Source organism: Rathayibacter sp. Leaf296 (assembly GCF_001423045.1).
Lineage (GTDB): Bacteria > Actinomycetota > Actinomycetes > Actinomycetales > Microbacteriaceae > Rathayibacter > Rathayibacter caricis.
Window position 1 is genome coordinate 1499424 of the sequence record NZ_LMNR01000001.1, and the last position, 16066, is coordinate 1515489.

A 16066-nucleotide genomic window follows, 5' to 3' on the forward strand; every position below is an offset into this window, starting at 1 on the left:
CGTGACCGCCGCCGCACCCGCCTCGCCCGAGGAGGAGCGCCGCCGCCGGGCCGTCCTCGTCGTCGCGATCCTCGCCTCCTTCGTCGCCTTCCTCGACGGCACCGTGGTCAACGTCGCCCTGCCCGCGATCACCGACGAGCTGGGCGGCGGGCTGGCCGTCCAGCAGTGGGTGGTCGACGGCTACCTGATCACCCTCGGCGCGCTGATCCTGGTCGCGGGGTCGCTCGCGGACCGCATCGGCCGGGCCCGCAGCATGATGATCGGCCTGGTCGGCTTTGGAGTCACGTCGCTGCTCTGCGCCGCCGCCCCGACCGCGGAGGTGCTGATCGTCGCCCGGATGCTGCAGGGCGCGGCCGGAGCGATCCTCGTGCCGAGCTCGCTGGCCCTGATCATCGCCACGGTGCGGGGTGCCGCGCAGGCGAAGACGATCGGCGCCTGGACCGCGTGGACGGGCACCGCCACGATCGCGGGTCCGGTGCTCGGCGGACTGCTCGTGGACGCGGGCTCGTGGCGCTACGTCTTCGCGCTCAACGTGCTCCCGATCCTCGTGACGATCGTGCTCCTGCGCCGCCTCGGGCACGTGGACACCGGCAGCAGGGTGCCGATCGACGGGGTGGGCGCGGTGCTCGGGGTCGTCGGGCTCGGCGGTCCGGTCTTCGCGCTGATCGAGCAGGAGCGGCTCGGCGCGACGCATCCGCTCGTGCTCGGAGCGCTGGTCGTCGGGCTCGCGGCGCTCGTCGCGTTCGTCGTCTGGGAGCGGCGGGCACCGCATCCGATGCTGCCGCTCTCGCTGTTCGCCTCGCGCAACTTCACCGTCGGCAACATCGCGACCGCGTTCGTCTACGGCGCGCTCTCGTTCGGATTCTTCGCCCTCGGGCTGTTCCTCCAGCAGAGCCTCGGCTTCTCGGCCACGCTCGCCGGCCTCGCCACGCTGCCGCCGACGATCCTGCTGCTGCTCTTCTCGCAGGTGTCCGGATCGCTGTCGGCCCGCTTCGGGCCGCGGCTGTTCATGGGGCTCGGGCCGCTCGTCGCCGGCGGCGGGTTCCTCCTGATGGTCGGGGTCCGCGAGCCGGCGGACTACCTCACCCAGCTGCTGCCGGGGATCCTGCTGTTCGGCCTGGGGCTCGCGGTCACGGTCGCTCCGCTGACGTCGACGATCCTGGGCGCGGTGGCGAGCGAGCACAGCGGAGTCGGCTCCGCCGTGAACAACGCGGTCTCGCGGATCGCGGGGCTGGTCGCGATCGCGGCGACCACCCTGGTGGTCGGCGACACCCTCGACGACGGCGGTTTCTCCCGTGCGGCTCTGGCGACGGCGGTCCTGCTGATCCTCGGCGGGCTGGTCTCGCTGCTCGGGATCCGGAACCCGGCGCTCGAGTCCGCTTCCGCCACGCCCGGGCCGTCGGGAAATTAGTTGTAGCTACATGGAATAGCCGGATCCTCGATACGCTTGCATGTATCGGACGGGGAGCAGCTCTCCGCATCGACCACATCCTCGAGGAGTAATCATGACCGACACGCTTTCCATCCCCGGTTACAAGGCCGGCTCCTGGGTCATCGACCCCACGCACAGCGAGGTCGCCTTCAGCGTCCGCCACCTCATGATCAGCAAGGTCAAGGGCAAGTTCGAGCGCTTCACCGCGACGTTCACCACCGGTGAGAACCCGCTCGACTCGACCGTCGAGGCCACCGCCGAGGTCGCCTCTATCAACACCAACGAGCCCAACCGCGACGGACACCTCCGCACCGGCGACTTCTTCGAGGCCGAGACCTACCCCGAGATCCACTTCGCCTCGACCGGCGTGCGCGCGAACGGCGACGACTTCCTCGTCGACGGGAACCTCACCATCAAGGGCGTCACCAAGCCCGTCACCTTCGAGGTCGAGTTCGGCGGCTTCGGCACCGACCCCTACGGCAACTACAAGGCCGGTCTGACCGCGAAGACCACCATCGACCGCACCGACTTCGGCCTCACCTACAACGCCGCGCTCGAGACCGGCGGCGTCCTCATCGGCGAGAAGGTCACCATCACCCTCGACCTGCAGGCCGCGCACCAGGCGTAGTCCGCTCCGTCCGCTCCGACGCCGTCCGCTCCCTCGGGAGTCGGACGGCGTCGGCGTTCCCGGGGTCGTGCGACCGCTCGATCAGAGCAGTCCGAGCTCCGTCAGCTGCTCCGCGATGCCGGCGCCGTCCGGCGCGTAGACCCAGTGGGTGCCGCTGGTCTCGGAGCGGTCGGCCGCCTTCGAGCGGCCACCGGCGAGCACGGCCTCACCCGTCGACAGCTGCCGGATCGCGATCGCGGCGACCTTGTCGGGGTGCTCGCTCGCGAAGTCCGAGTAGATCTCCTCGTCGTGCTGGCCGTCGTCGCCGACGAGCAGCCACTGCACGTCGGGGAACTCGGCGGCCAGGCGGCGGAGGTTCTGCTCCTTGTGCTGCTTGCCGCTGCGGAACCAGCGGTCGTGCGTCGGACCCCAGTCGGTGAGCAGCAGCGCGCCGGCGGGGTAGAGGTGGCGCGAGAGGAAGCGCGTCAGCGCCGGAGCGACGTTCCAGGCTCCCGTGGAGAGGTAGATGACGGGCGAGCCGTCGTTCTGCCGCGAGAAGCGGTCGAGGAAGACCGCCATGCCCGGCGTGGGCATCCGCGCGTGCTCGTTCAGCACGAAGGTGTTCCACGCGGCGATGAAGGGGCGGGGGAGCGCGGTGACCATGACCGTGTCGTCGATGTCCGAGACGACGCCGATGCGCGCCTCCGGCCGCACGATGAACACCGGGGCCTCGACCGGCTTCGCGTCGGCCGTGGTGAAGGTGATCGTGTGCCAGCCGGGCTCGAGCGTGATGGGGATGTCGGAGTCGACGACCCCGCCGCGGTCGGCCACGATGTCGTGCCGCTGCCCGTCGACCTCGACGGACACGACGGCTCCGCTCACGAAGACGCTCGTGAAGCTCCGCCAGCCGCGCACGCCCTCGACCGGCCGCACCTCCTCGGACCCGGGAGGGGTCGGCCGCGTGTAGAGGACGCGGGCGAGCACGCGGAGCTGCCCGGTCGAGCCGTAGCCGGTGTAGGGGATCACGCGGGCGACGTAGCCGCGGCGCTTCACGCGGCGCATCCGGAAGCGGTGGATCGCGTCCTCGAGGCGTGCGGCGCGGTGCATGACCTCGGCCGCTCCCGCGCTCATGGGCTTGCTTGCAGGCGTCAGCGGCATCCGCCCAGTCTGGCAGACGGTGCCTCCTGCCGCCGAGTGCTCCGGGCGGCGACCGTCAGAGGGGCCGGATGAGCTCCGGGCCGTTGTTCGACACGGCGCCGACCGCCGCGCCGACCTCCGCGATCCCGAGCTCCTCCGCCAGCTCCGCCGCGCCGTCGGCGGCCGCGCGCAGCAGCGAGCCGTCGGGCTCGGCCATCGGGTCGAGCCAGTCCTCGATGAGCTCCGGCTGCAGCAGCACCGGCATCCGCTCGTGCACGTCGGTCAGGGCACCCGCGGAGGGGCGGGTGAGGATCGTGGCCGACAGCAGCCACGGCGACCCGGGGGCCGCCGCGCGCCACCACTCGTACACGCCCGCGAAGAGCACCACGGAGTCGCCGCCGGGAGAGACGAAGACCGGGGTCTTCGCGCCGTCGGCGCCGACGCGCCACTCGTACCAGCCGGACGCGGGCACGATCGCCCGGCGGGCGGCGTAGGACTCGCGGAAAGCCGGCTTCTCGGCGACCGACTCGATCCGCGCGTTGAACAGCGGCGCACCGGCCGACGGATCGGCCGCGGACCGGGGAACCAGGCCCCAGCGGGCTCCGGCCAGTCGCCGCCTCGGCGGGCTGCCCTCCTCGACGCCCTTCATCGACTCGGCGACCACCGGGATCCGCTGCGTCGGCGCGATGTTCCACGACGGGCCGGGCAGGTCCTCGCCGACGTCGTCGATGTCGAAGAGCGCGACGAGGTCGGCCGTGGTCTGCGAGAGGACGAAGCGTCCGCACATGGGTCCTCCTGATGAGGGCGGTCCGTCCGCGCGCGGCGTCGCCCTTCGGGGGGCGACAAACACGAGGGACATTCGGCGAAGTGACGCGGACGGCGTGTCCGCGTGCGTACGATTGTAGGAACCGTCAGCGAAGGAGCCCGCCGTGCCTCTAGGAAATCTCGTGGATCGACCCTTCGGCGAATCCCCCCAGGTCCGCAACGAGCCCGTCCAGGTCCGCAGCGCCGCGCGCCTCGCCTCGCTCCTCGACGCCGCCGCCGCGGTCGTCGACGAGGTCGGCTTCGACCGGCTGACGACCGCCATGGTCGCCGAGCGCGCCGGCGCGGCGATCGGCACCGTCTACCGCTACTTCCCCGACCGCATCGCGGTGCTGCAGGCCCTGCGCGAGCGCGCGCTCGAGCGCTTCCGCAAGAAGGTCATCACCGAGATCCGCGACACGCACCCCGACAACTGGTGGGGCGCTGTCGACTGCGCGGTCGACGCCTTCTGCGACATGCACCGCACCGAGGCCGGCTTCCGCTCGATCCGGTTCGTCGACACCATCCACGCCCCCGAGGTCGCGGGCGAGGCGTTCGAGGCCGGGTTCTTCGCCCGGCGGTTCGCCGAGATCCTCGCCTCCGAGTACGGACTGCCGGGCGGCGCCCAGCTCTCGTTCCGCCTCGAGGTCACGGTCGAGGTGGCCGACGCCCTGCTCACGCGGGCGTTCCTGATCGACCCGAACGGCGACCAGCGCTTCATCGACGAGAGCCGCGCGCTGCTGCGCAACTACCTGTCGATGCACTACGGGCCCGTCGAGGGCTGACGGGGCCCGGTCCGTCCGGACCGTAGTCCCTCCGGGGCCTAGTCCCTCCGGGCCCGGTCCGCAACACTCCGCCATCCGGTTGGCGGGTGCCTCCGAATGATGTTTGGCTGACTGCCGGGCCCGACGGGGCCGAGTACGGGACGAGCCCGGTACGGCGGAGCGAGGGCAGGCACAGGCGTGATCGAATTCCGCGGAGTGAGCAAGCAGTACCCGGACGGCACCCGGGCGGTCGACGACTTCTCGCTCGTCCTCCCGTCGCGGCGCACCACCGTCTTCGTCGGCTCGTCCGGCTGCGGCAAGACCACGATCCTCCGGATGATCAACCGCATGATCGAGCCCACCGGCGGCACGATCGAGATCGACGGCGAGGACATCTCGACGCTGCCCGCCGTGGCGCTGCGCCGGCGCATCGGCTACGTCATGCAGAACTCGGGCCTCCTGCCGCACAGGAGGGTCGTGGACAACATCGCGACCGTGCCGCGGCTGAACGGGGTCGCGAAGCGCACCGCCCATGACCGCGCCCTGGAGCTGATGGACACCGTGGGCCTGGACCGCGCGCTCGCCGCGCGCTATCCGAGCCAGCTCTCGGGCGGCCAGCAGCAGCGCGTCGGAGTCGCCCGCGGCCTCGCCGTCGACCCCAACATCCTGCTGATGGACGAGCCCTTCGGCGCCGTCGACCCGCTCGTGCGCGCCGACCTGCAGCGAGAGACCCTCCGCCTGCAGCGCGAGCTCGACAAGACCGTCGTCTTCGTCACCCACGACATCGACGAGGCGTTCCTGCTCGGCGATCAGGTCGTGATCCTCGAGAAGGGCGGCCGGATCGCGCAGAAGGGCTCGCCCGCCGAGATCCTCGCCGCCCCCGCGAGCGACTTCGTCGCCGGGTTCATCGGCGCCGACCGCGGCAAGCGCTCGCTGCACATCGAGGAGCGCGACGGCGCGCGACTCGTCGTCGACGGCGACGGGCGGGCGACCGGGGTGCTCCGGCCCGCGGACGGTGGCACCGCGTGAACTGGGTCGTCAACAACGTCGACTCGATCGTCGCGAACCTGATCGCGCACCTGGTCCTCTCGGTGCCGCCGATCCTGCTGTCGTTCGTGATCTCGGTGCCGTTCGGCTGGTTCGCCAACCGGTTCCGCTGGAGTCGCGGCACGCTGCTCACCGCGCTCGGGGTGCTCTACGCGATCCCGTCGCTGGCCATGTTCATCCTGCTGCCGGCCGTGCTGGGCATCCCGCTGCGCTCGACGGCGAACGTGATCATCGGCCTGACCCTCTACGGCATCGCCCTCATGGTCCGCACGACCGCGGATGCGCTGTCGGCCGTCTCGGAGGACGTGATCCAGTCGGCGACGGCGATGGGCTACTCCGCCTGGGCCCGGTTCTGGAAGGTCGAGTTCCCGCTCGCCGGCCCCGTGCTCCTCTCGGGACTGCGCGTCGTCACCGTCAGCACGGTCAGCCTCGTGACGGTCGGCGCCGTGCTCGGCATCCAGAGCCTGGGGCTGCTCTTCACCGACGGGTTCCAGCGCGGCATCACGGGGGAGATCGTCTCCGGCATCGTCCTCACCATCGCGCTGGCGCTCGCGCTCGACGCGCTCCTGGTGCTCCTCGGCCGCCTGCTGATGCCGTGGACAACGGCCGACCGCGCCCGCTCGGCGCGCAGGGCCCGGGCCGACCGGACGGCGGTGGCGGCGTGAACCTCATCCTCGAGGCGTTCGCCTGGATCGGCGATCCCGAGCACTGGACCGGGATCTACGGGATCCCCACCCGCGTGGCGCAGCACCTGGGCATCAGCCTGCTCGTGCTCGTGATCGCGGCGGTGATCGCGATCCCGATCGGCTACCTCATCGGCCACACCGGCAAGGGCAAGGGCATCGCCGTCCCGGTCGCGGGCGGACTGCGCGCCCTGCCGACGCTGGGCGTCCTCGTGCTCGCGGCCATGAGCCTCGGCCTCGGGCTCGGAGCGCCGCTGATCGCGCTGGTGATCCTGGCGATCCCGTCGATCCTCGCCGGCGCCTACTCCGGCCTCGAGGCGGTCGACCGGCGCACCGTCGACGCCGCCCGCTCGGTCGGCATGACGGAGTGGCAGATCCTGACGAAGGTCGAGATCCCGCTCGGACTGCCGCTGCTGATGGGCGGCCTCCGCTCGGCGACGCTGCAGATCATCGCCACCGCCACCCTCGCCGACTTCATCGGCGCCGGCGGCCTCGGCCGCTACATCTTCCAGGGAGTGAAGGCGGGGGACTACCCGCAGATGCTCGCCGGGTCGATCATCGTCATCGTGCTCACTCTGATCAGCGAGGTCGTCTACGCCGTCCTCCAGCGGGTGGCCGTCCCGCGCGGAGTGGTCCTGGGTCTCGCCGGCAGCGCCGCCGGCCGTTCGAGCATCCGCGCCTCGTCGCCCCGACGACGCGCGGTGGTGGGGAATCCCACCGAGGAGAGGAAATAGCAATGTTCACAGCACACTTCACGAAGGGCCGTGTCGCGCTGGGCGCACTCGCGGTCGGTGCCGTCGTGGCACTGGCAGGGTGTTCCTCGAGCGATCCGCTGGACGAGGGATCGGGTGCCGCCGAGGGCGGCGACACGATCGTCATCGGCTCGCAGGACTACTACTCGAACGAGATCATCGCCGAGATCTACGCGCAGGCGCTGGAGGACGGCGGCTTCACCGTGCAGCGCGACTTCCGCATCGGCCAGCGCGAGATCTACCTCCCCGAGATCGAGAGCGGATCGATCGACGTCTTCCCCGAGTACGGCGGCAGCCTGCTCCAGGCGCTCGAGCCCGACACGACCGCGACCACGGCCGACGACGTGTACTCGGCGCTGACCGAGGCGCTGCCCGACGGCCTGCGCGCTCTGGACGCGGCCGACGCCAGCGACCAGAACTCGTACACCGTGACCCAGGCCTTCGCCGACCAGTGGGGCCTCACCGACATCGCCTCGCTCTCCTCGGTGACCGACCCGATCGTGCTGGGCGGCAACTCCGAGCTGCAGACCCGCCCCTACGGACCGGACGCGCTGCTCGAGAAGTACGGCGTCGAGACCACCTTCCAGGCGATCGAGGACAGCGGCGGATCGACCACGGTCGACGCGCTGACCAGCAACCAGATCCAGCTGGCGAACATCTACACCGCCGACCCGAACATCGAGTCGAACGATCTGCTGCCCCTCGAGGACCCGGACGGCCTGTTCGTGGCCGACAACGTGGTGCCGATCGTCTCCGACAAGGTCGAGGACGACGCGGCCGAGGTCCTGAACGAGGTCAGCGCGAAGCTGACCGCCGAGGACCTGGTCTCGCTCAACTCCGAGAGCGTCAACGAGCAGAAGTCGGCCGCGTCCATCGCGACCGAGTGGCTCACCTCGGCCGGCCTGCTGGGCTGACCCCGGTCTCGATGCCCTGAGCGGCTCCGGCCGATCGCACCGCGCAGAGGCGCGTCACTCGTCGAGGTGGCGCGCCTCTGCTCGTGAGAGCAGCTTCTTGCCGCCGACGACGAGCAGGACGAAGAGCACGATCACGCCGACGAAGAGGTAGCCGGCCCAGTGCAGCGTGTCCGCGAGCTCGCGGTACCCGCCGGCGACGGCCGTGCCGACCCCGACGTACGCGAAGGACCAGATGACGCACGCGGGCGTCGTCCACGCCATGAACGTGCGGTACGACATGCCGCTCATCCCGACCGTGAGGGGGATGAGCGAGTGCAGCACCGGGAGGAACCGCGAGAGGAACACGGCGATCCCGCCCCTCCGCGCGAGGTAGCGCTCGGCGCGCAGCCAGTTCTTCTCGCCGAGGCGCCGCCCGAGACGCGAGGCGCGGATCCGCGGCCCGAAGAAGCGGCCGAGCGCGAAGCCGACGGACTCGCCTCCGAGCGCCCCGAGGATCACCGTGAGGGCGAGCGCCAGGAACTGCAGGGGAGTGGTGACGCCGGTCGCGCTGACGATGACGACCGTGTCGCCGGGGACGATCAGCCCCGCGAGGATCGTGGTCTCGAGGAAGATCGCGAGGCCCGCCAGGAGCGTGCGCCACACGGGCGGCACCGCGACGACGAAGTCGAGGATCGCACTCAGCGCGTCGTTCATCCGGACCCGGGCCTCAGCGCACGCGCTTGAGCAGCGCCCAGAAGGTCTCGACGATCGAGCCCATGTCGACCGAGTCGTCCAGGAGCCACTGCACCTGCAGGCCGTCGGACAGGGCGATGATCATGCGCGCGGCGGTCTCGGGGTCGACGTCCTCGGCGATGAGGCCCTCGTTCTGGTCCTCGCGCACCCGGTCGGCGAGCGTCCCGGTGAAGGTGCGGTAGCGCTCGACGAAGAAGGGGTGCGCGGGGTGGGACTCGTCCGTCCCCTCGGCCGAGAGCGTGGCGTAGAGGTGGACGAGGCCGGGGACGTCGCTGTTGTGCCGGACGAGCCGCACCAGCTGCTCGATCGCCGCATCGCCGGTGCGCCCCAGATCGTAGGCGGCGGTGTCGAGCTCGTCGCGCTTGCGGAGGACCTCGGCGAAGAGCTCCTCCTTCGAGTCGAAGTAGTGGAGCAGGCCCGCCTGCGTCAGACCCACGGCTTCCGAGATCTCGCGCAGCGAGGCCTTGCGGTACCCCTGGCGCGAGAACACCTCGAGTGCGGTCTGCAGGATCTCCTCGCGCTTGGCGACACCTTTGGCGTAGCTCCCCTTGCTCGGCATGGATAAAGCGTACGGGTCGTCGCAGGGCGTCCGGTGCGAGGAGGCCGATGCCGGCAGCAGGGGCGGCGAACGGATGTTCACCGCTCTTCTGCGGTTCGTGCAACCTGGGAATCGACCGTGACTGAATGAATGCAATCCTCAGGTTCGACGCGTCAACGGAGTTGCTCGCCGTCGAGAGGAGTGCGGCAGCGGCTCCGACGACGGGGAGGGCCGCTCGCCCGTCGCTCGGCGGTGGTGTCCCTCGACGTCGAGACAGTCCGTCTCGACGTCGACAGACCTCCTGCACGAGGGCGTCGAGAAGAACTCGCGGACGGCCCGCGGAAGGGTGTCGTCGGAGGGGGTCCACGGGTCGCACATCCGCTCCATTACTGGGATCGGAGGCCCTCGGCCTCTCCCCGCCGACCTAGGCTCTGGGCCGTGAACGAACTCCTGGATCCGCTCCTGCTGTCGAGGTGGCAGTTCGGCCTGACGACGATCTACCACTTCCTCTTCGTGCCGCTGACGATCGGCATGGCGCTCACCGTCGCGATCTTCCAGACCGCCTGGGTGCGGACCTCGAAGATCCACTACCTGCAGCTCACCAAGTTCTTCGGGAAGCTCTTCCTGATCAACTTCGCCATGGGCGTCGTCACCGGCATCGTCCAGGAGTTCCAGTTCGGCATGAACTGGAGCGACTACTCCCGCTTCGTCGGCGACGTGTTCGGCGCTCCGCTGGCGTTCGAGGGGCTGCTCGCGTTCTTCCTGGAGGCGACGTTCATCGGCCTCTGGATCTTCGGCTGGGACAAGCTGCCCGAGAAGCTCCACCTCGCCACCATCTGGCTCACCTCGCTCGGAACGACGCTCTCGGCCTACTTCATCATCGCCGCGAACGCGTTCATGCAGAACCCGGTCGGCTTCCGGATCAACGAGGCGAAGGGCCGCGCCGAGCTGACGGACATCTGGGCGCTGCTCACGAACAAGGTCGCGCTCGCCGCGTTCCCGCACACGATCTTCGCCTGCTTCATGGTCTCGGCCGCGGTCATCATCAGCGTCGCCGCCTACCACCTCTCGCGCAGCCAGCACCTCGAGACCATGCGCCCGGCGCTGAAGTTCGGCGCCTGGATGATGCTCATCAGCGGCGGCCTCACCCTCCTCACCGGGGACCAGCTCGGCCTCGCCATGGTCGACACGCAGCCGATGAAGATGGCCGCCGCCGAGGCGCTCTACCGCACCTCGACCGGCGTCGACGCCTCGTTCTCGGTCTTCACCTGGGGCACGCCCGACGGCTCGAGCGAGCTGTTCTCGATCCGCATCCCCTACCTCCTGTCGTTCCTCTCGACCCACACCTTCACCGGCACCGTCGAGGGCATCAACGACCTGCAGGCGCAGTACGAGCAGGTCTACGGACCCGGCGACTACACGCCGATCATCTGGGTCACCTACTGGTCGTTCCGCTGGATGATGGCGCTCGGCGTCCTCGCCATCGGCGTCGCCGCGGCCGGCCTCTGGTTCACCCGCAAGGGCCGCGAGCCGAAGCAGTGGATGTGGAGGATCGCGATCTGGGCCGCTCCTCTGCCCCTGTTCGCGATGATCGTCGGCTGGGTCTTCACCGAGATGGGCCGCCAGCCGTGGCTGGTCTTCGGCCTGCTGAAGACGGCCGACGGCGTCTCTCCCGGCGTCAGCGGAGTCGAAGTGCTGATCTCGCTCCTCTCGTTCACCGCCATCTACGGCACTCTCGCGGTCGTGGAGTTCCGGCTCATCAAGCGGGCGGCCCAGGCCGGCCCGGACGACGCTCCCGAGGTCGACGAGGAGAGCGGTCGCCCGCAGCTCGTCGGCACCGTCTACTAGGAGGCACCCGTGGATCTCCCCACTCTCTGGTTCTGGATCGTCGCCGCGTTCTTCATCGGCTACTTCGTCCTCGACGGCTTCGACTTCGGCGTCGGCATGTCGCTCCCGTTCCTCGGTCGCGACGACACCGACCGCCGCGTCCTGATCAACACGATCGGCCCGGTCTGGGACCTCAACGAGACCTGGGTCATCGTCGCGGGCGCCGCCATGTTCGCGGCGTTCCCGGAGTGGTACGCGACGCTCTTCAGCGGGTTCTACCTGCCCCTGCTGCTGATCCTGCTCGCTCTGATCGCGCGCGGCGTCTCGTTCGAGTACCGCCATCAGCGTCCGGAGGCGCAGTGGAAGTCGCGGTTCGACCGGATGATCGTGGTCGGCTCGGCGCTGCCCGCGTTCCTCTGGGGCGTCGCCTTCGCGAACATCGTGCAGGGCGTGCCGCTGGACGCCGACCACAACTACATCGGCACCGTCTTCGACCTGCTGAACCCGTACGCGCTGCTGGGCGGACTGACGACCCTCCTGCTGTTCTTCACCCACGGAGTGGTCTTCGTCTCGCTCAAGACCGACGGAGAGATCCGCGAGCGGGCGCGACGGCTGGCGACGAAGGCGGGGCTGCTGACCATCGTGGTCGCGGCGGTGTTCCTCGCCTGGACGAACCTGCAGTCGGGCAACAGCCCCTCGTGGCTGCTCTCGCTCGCCGCCGCCGGCGCGCTGATCCTGGCGTGGCTCGCGAACCTCCGGGGCAGGGAGGGACGAGCCTTCGCCCTGCTCGCCGGCACGATCGCCCTCGCGGTGCTCGCGCTGTTCACCACGCTGTTCCCGGCGGTCATGCCCGCGTCGAACGACATCGCGAACAGCCTCACGATCGAGAACGCCTCGAGCACCCCGTATACGCTGACGGTCATGAGTTGGACCGCCCTGGTGTTCGTGCCGCTCATCGTCGGCTACCAGGCCTGGACCTACTGGATCTTCCGCAAGCGCATCACCCGGACGCAGATCCCGGTGGACGCGCACTGACGTGACCGCACCCCGTCCGTGAAGCCCCTCGATCCGCGGCTGCTCCGCTACGCCCGCGCCGCGCGCGTGTTCCTCGTGCTCGGCGGCGCCCTCGCGCTCGCCCGCACGCTGGGCGCTATCGCGTTCGCGTGGCTGGTCGCGCAGCTCGTGTCGGGAGCGGTCGACGGGCGCTCACCCCAGGAGCTCGCTCCGCTGCTCGGCGCGCTGCTCGCCGCGATCGCCGCGCGGGCGGCCCTGGCGTGGGCGACCGAGGTGAACGCGGTGCGCGGCGGAGTGGGGGCGAAGGCGCAGCTGCGCGCGGCGGTGCTCGAGGCCCTCGTGGCGCTCGGTCCGTCGGGGCGGCCGGCCGGCGGCTCCGGCGGCGTCGTCGCGCTGCTGGGCGGCGGGCTCGACGCGCTGGACGGCTACTTCGCCCGCTACCTGCCGCAGCTGATCGCGACGGCGGTCACGACTCCGATCCTCGTCGGGGTGGTGCTGCTCGCGGATCCGCTCAGCGCGCTGTTCCTGATCGTCACGCTGCCGCTCATCCCGGTCTTCATGATCCTGATCGGCTGGGCGACGCAGGCGGTGCAGAAGCGCCAGTGGGATCGGCTCCAGGCGCTCGCGTCGGGGTTCGTCGACACGGTCGGCGGACTCGCGACGCTCAAGATCTTCGGCCGGGCGGAGCGCCAGTCGGCGCGGATCCGCAGCCTGACCGAGGACTACCGCGTGCACACGATGAAGGTGCTGCGGGTGACCTTCGTGAGCGGATTCGTGCTCGAGCTGGCCGGGTCCCTCTCGGTCGCCCTCGTCGCGGTCTCGATCGGCCTGCGGCTGGTCGACGGATCGCTGGCGCTGGCGGTCGGGCTCTTCGTGCTCGTGCTGGCGCCGGACGTGTTCCTGCCGGTCCGCCAGGTGGGCGCCGAGTTCCACGCGGCGGCGGACGGCGTGCAGGCGGCCGACGATGCGTTCGCGGTGATCGAGCGGGCGGCACTGCTGCCCGTGGTGGCCGGAGGCACGGCGACGTGCGGCGACCTGGAGCTGCGCGGCGTCTCGGTCGACGACGGCTCGGGCCGCGTACTCGCGCCGGTCGACGCGACCTTCGCCGTCGGCACGATCACCGCCGTCACCGGAGCGAGCGGCTCGGGCAAGTCGACCCTCCTCGCGGTCCTCGCCGGGTTCGTGGCCGCCGAAGGGACCGTGCTGCTCGGCGGGGAGCCGGTAGCGCCCCGCGCCGTCCGCGATCGGCTCGCCTGGGCGGGGCAGCGCGCCGATCTGCTTCCGGGAACGGTCGCCTCGAATGTCGCTCTGGGCGCGCGATCGGTCGATCAAGCACGACTCGACCGCGCGCTCCGGCTGGCCGCCGTGGACGTCGATCCGACGCGCCGCGTGGACGCGGAGGGCACCGGGCTCTCGGGGGGTCAGAGCGCGCGCGTGGCCGTCGCCCGCGCGATCCACCGACTGCTCGAGCGGGACGGTGCGCTGCTCCTGCTCGACGAGCCGACGGCGGCGCTGGACGACGCGTCGGAGCGGCGGCTCCTCGCGGGGCTCCGCACGCTGGCCGACGAGGGCGCGACCGTGATCGTCGCCACGCACCGTCCCGCCACGATCGCCGCCGCCGACGCCGTGCTCGCGCTCTCGAGTGCCGAGGCGGTGCTCCGGTGAGGCGCGCCGACGTCCTCCGCGCCGCGATGCCGCCGGCGCGCCGCTTCCTCCCCGGACTCTCCTTCGGACTGCTCTCCTCGGCGTCGGTCGTCGCCCTGCTCGCCTGCTCGGCCTGGCTGATCGTCCGCGCGGCGGAGCAGCCGCCGATCCTCTTCCTCTCGATGGCGGTCGTCGGGGTGCGCGCCTTCGCGCTCGCGCGCGCGTTCTTCCGCTACCTCGAGCGGCTCAGCGGCCACGACGCGGCGTTCAGAGCGCTCGCGGAGCTGCGCGCGGGCGTCTACGAGCGGCTCGTCCCGGTCGCCCCCGACGGACTCGGCCGCGTGCGCCGCGGCGATCTCGTGTCGCGCGTCGTCGCCGACGTCGACGCGCAGCAGGACGTGCCGTTGCGGATCGTGCAGCCGCTCGTGGTGGCGCTCGTCGTCTCGACGCTCGCGGTGGTGGGCGTCTGGCTCCTGCTCCCGGCCGCCGGAATCGTGCTGCTCGCGCTCCTCCTGCTGGCGTTCGGGGCGGGAGCGGTCGGCTCCGGTCTCGTGTCGGCGCGCGCCGACCGCGAGCTCGCGCCGCTGCGCGGAGAGCTGGCCGAGCGCCTCAACCTCCTCGTCACCCGTCTCGACGTGCTGATCGCGTTCGACGCGGCCGACCGCGCCGTGGCCGACGTGGCGGAGGCGGAGGAGGCGGTCGCCCGCGCCGCCCGCCGCCGTGCCGCGTCGGCGGGACTCGCCGCCGCGGTGCTCGCGCTGTGCTCCGGCGGGGCGGTCTGGGCGTCGCTCGCCCTCGGCATCCCGTCGCTGGACGCCCTCGGCGGGCCGGCGCTCGGCGTCCTCGCCCTCGTGCCGCTCGCGGTCTTCGAGGTGGCCGCCGCCGCTCCGCTCGCCGTGCAGTCGGCGCGCACCGCGCTCTCGAGCGCTCAGCGCCTCGCGGACCTCGACCGCGAGGCGTCGTCGCCCGCCCTCGCGACCGACGACGACGTCGATCCGCTCGCCCCCGACCCGCACGGATCGGATCTCGTGCTGAGCGGTCTCTCGGTGTCCTGGCCCGGCTCCCCGGCACCCGCGCTCGCGCACGTGTCGCTCGAACTGCGAGCGGGCGAGCGGATCCTCGTGACCGGCGCGAGCGGATCCGGCAAGACCACGCTCGCCCACGCGCTCGTGCGCTTCCTCGACTACTCCGGCTCGTACCTCGTCGGCGGAGTCGAGGCGCGGACGCTCCCGCAGGCCCGGGTGCGCCGGCTGGTCGGCCTCGTCGAGCAGCAGCCCTACCTGTTCGACGACACGATCCGGCAGAACCTGCTCTTCGCGAGGCCCGCCGCCGACGAGGAGGAGCTCCTGTCGGTGCTGGACCGCGTCGGGCTCGGTGCGTGGACCGCGTCCCGCGGAGGGATCGACGCACGAGTGGGGGAGCGCGGCTCCCTCGTGTCCGGCGGGCAGGCGCAGCGCCTGGCCCTCGCGCGGGCGCTGCTGGCCGACTTCCCCGTGCTGGTGCTGGACGAGCCGACCGCCTCGGTCGACGCTCCGGTCGCGGATGCGCTGCTCGCCGACCTCCTCGTCGCGGCGGAGGGCCGCACGGTCGTCCTGATCGCGCACCGCGTGGATCCGTCGCTCGTGTTCGACCGGCGCGTCGCCGTGACCGACGGGACCGCCGTCAGCCCCTGACGCGCGCCGCGGCCCGGGCGAGCATCCCGCCCTCGTCGGCCCACCGGTCGAGCACCGCGTCCATCCGCCGTCGTGCTCGGTCGTCGAGGGCGGCGCGCAGCGGACGCACGACGTCCACCGCGAGCGGATCGACGAGCTCGGGCACGCGTCCGTCGCGGACGAAGCCCTCGAGCCGGGTGAGGTCCGACGCGCGCAGGAGCGCGACGCGCGTCTGGAGCAGGACGACGGCGGCGAGGCGGTGCTCGAAGACGGGCGGGTCCCAGAGCTCCGAGGAGAGCGCGGTGACGTCGTCGTGCGTCAGGCCGCGGAACTTGTTCAGCGCGTCGCGGACGCCCCCGCGGACGGCTCCGACGGACGCCCCGGTCGCGTCGAGTCCGTGACCGAGCCTCTCGCGCACGTCCTGCGCCCGCCAGTGATCGCCCTCGTAGGCGAGCACCTGGCGGAGGAAGTCACCGGGCCCGCTCATCCCTCCATTCTGCGTCGATCCGGAGGGCCACGGGG

16 protein-coding genes are annotated in these 16066 nt (G+C 71.4%); 11 read left to right on the forward strand and 5 right to left on the reverse strand.

Going from position 1 to position 16066, the window contains the following annotated elements; all coding sequences use genetic code 11:
* Position 1: 1 nt before the first annotated feature.
* Together ASF46_RS06930 and ASF46_RS06935 are read left to right on the forward strand one after the other, a co-directional pair.
* Entirely contained in the window at positions 2-1411 is a 1410-nt protein-coding gene (locus ASF46_RS06930) for an MFS transporter (RefSeq protein WP_056866907.1), read from the forward strand.
* Between the two features lie 94 nt (positions 1412-1505).
* Positions 1506-2060: a YceI family protein gene (locus ASF46_RS06935; protein ID WP_055792972.1), complete on the forward strand. Its 555-nt coding sequence runs from the start codon at positions 1506-1508 to the stop codon at positions 2058-2060.
* An 81-nt stretch (positions 2061-2141) separates the two neighbouring features.
* Here ASF46_RS06935 and ASF46_RS06940 read toward each other — a convergent pair whose 3' ends face one another.
* Together ASF46_RS06940 and ASF46_RS06945 are read right to left on the reverse strand one after the other, a co-directional pair.
* Positions 2142-3170 (reverse strand): App1 family protein, encoded by a 1029-nt coding sequence (locus ASF46_RS06940; RefSeq protein ID WP_235576870.1) that lies wholly within the window; start codon positions 3168-3170, stop codon positions 2142-2144.
* An 82-nt stretch (positions 3171-3252) separates the two neighbouring features.
* Positions 3253-3963: an SOS response-associated peptidase gene (locus ASF46_RS06945; protein WP_056866908.1), complete on the reverse strand. Its 711-nt coding sequence runs from the start codon at positions 3961-3963 to the stop codon at positions 3253-3255.
* A 160-nt stretch (positions 3964-4123) separates the two neighbouring features.
* Here ASF46_RS06945 and ASF46_RS06950 point away from each other — a divergent pair, with 160 nt between their 5' ends.
* From ASF46_RS06950 to ASF46_RS06970, 5 genes are all read left to right on the forward strand, one after another.
* Positions 4124-4762 (forward strand): TetR/AcrR family transcriptional regulator, encoded by a 639-nt coding sequence (locus tag ASF46_RS06950; RefSeq protein ID WP_230671281.1) that lies wholly within the window; start codon positions 4124-4126, stop codon positions 4760-4762.
* Positions 4763-4939: 177 nt separating this feature from the next.
* On the forward strand, positions 4940-5770 hold the full coding sequence (locus ASF46_RS06955) for an ABC transporter ATP-binding protein (RefSeq protein WP_055792961.1): 831 nt from the start codon (positions 4940-4942) through the stop codon (positions 5768-5770).
* Complete coding sequence (locus ASF46_RS06960; RefSeq protein WP_056866909.1) at positions 5767-6453, forward strand: ABC transporter permease; 687 nt, start codon at positions 5767-5769, stop codon at positions 6451-6453. The genes ASF46_RS06955 and ASF46_RS06960 overlap by 4 nt, the downstream gene beginning before the upstream one ends.
* Positions 6450-7205, forward strand: coding sequence for an ABC transporter permease (locus tag ASF46_RS06965; protein ID WP_056867491.1), 756 nt, complete (start codon positions 6450-6452; stop codon positions 7203-7205). Before ASF46_RS06960 ends, ASF46_RS06965 begins: the two co-directional genes overlap by 4 nt.
* 2 nt (positions 7206-7207) lie before the next feature.
* Positions 7208-8137 carry an ABC transporter substrate-binding protein gene (locus tag ASF46_RS06970; RefSeq protein WP_055792956.1) on the forward strand — a complete coding sequence of 310 codons (930 nt, stop codon included), beginning with the start codon at positions 7208-7210 and terminating at the stop codon, positions 8135-8137.
* A gap of 54 nt (positions 8138-8191) precedes the next feature.
* Here the strand turns inward: ASF46_RS06970 and ASF46_RS06975 are convergent, their stop codons facing one another.
* Together ASF46_RS06975 and ASF46_RS06980 are read right to left on the reverse strand one after the other, a co-directional pair.
* Positions 8192-8830, reverse strand: coding sequence for a DedA family protein (locus ASF46_RS06975; protein ID WP_055792952.1), 639 nt, complete (start codon positions 8828-8830; stop codon positions 8192-8194).
* A 13-nt stretch (positions 8831-8843) separates the two neighbouring features.
* A complete protein-coding gene (locus tag ASF46_RS06980; protein ID WP_056866910.1) occupies positions 8844-9428 on the reverse strand; it encodes a TetR/AcrR family transcriptional regulator in 585 nt (194 codons plus the stop codon).
* A gap of 417 nt (positions 9429-9845) precedes the next feature.
* On the opposite strand from ASF46_RS06980, the gene ASF46_RS06985 reads away from it, so the two are divergent.
* The 4 genes from ASF46_RS06985 to cydC are packed head-to-tail and all read left to right on the forward strand — an operon-like array spanning position 9846 to position 15565.
* Complete coding sequence (locus ASF46_RS06985; protein WP_056866911.1) at positions 9846-11255, forward strand: cytochrome ubiquinol oxidase subunit I; 1410 nt, start codon at positions 9846-9848, stop codon at positions 11253-11255.
* A 9-nt stretch (positions 11256-11264) separates the two neighbouring features.
* Complete coding sequence (gene cydB / locus ASF46_RS06990) at positions 11265-12269, forward strand: cytochrome d ubiquinol oxidase subunit II (RefSeq protein WP_056866912.1); 1005 nt, start codon at positions 11265-11267, stop codon at positions 12267-12269.
* 18 nt (positions 12270-12287) lie between these two features.
* Complete coding sequence (gene cydD / locus ASF46_RS06995) at positions 12288-13913, forward strand: thiol reductant ABC exporter subunit CydD (RefSeq protein ID WP_056866913.1); 1626 nt, start codon at positions 12288-12290, stop codon at positions 13911-13913.
* The gene (cydC, locus tag ASF46_RS07000; RefSeq protein ID WP_327205458.1) at positions 13910-15565 is read left to right on the forward strand and encodes a thiol reductant ABC exporter subunit CydC; all 1656 of its coding nucleotides are present in this window, start codon (positions 13910-13912) and stop codon (positions 15563-15565) included. The genes cydD and cydC overlap by 4 nt, the downstream gene beginning before the upstream one ends.
* On the opposite strand, the gene ASF46_RS07005 is transcribed toward cydC, so the two are convergent.
* A complete protein-coding gene (locus tag ASF46_RS07005; RefSeq protein ID WP_056866914.1) occupies positions 15555-16031 on the reverse strand; it encodes a DNA alkylation repair protein in 477 nt (158 codons plus the stop codon). The two genes, cydC and ASF46_RS07005, sit on opposite strands and share 11 nt — an antisense overlap.
* Positions 16032-16066: the final 35 nt, after the last annotated feature.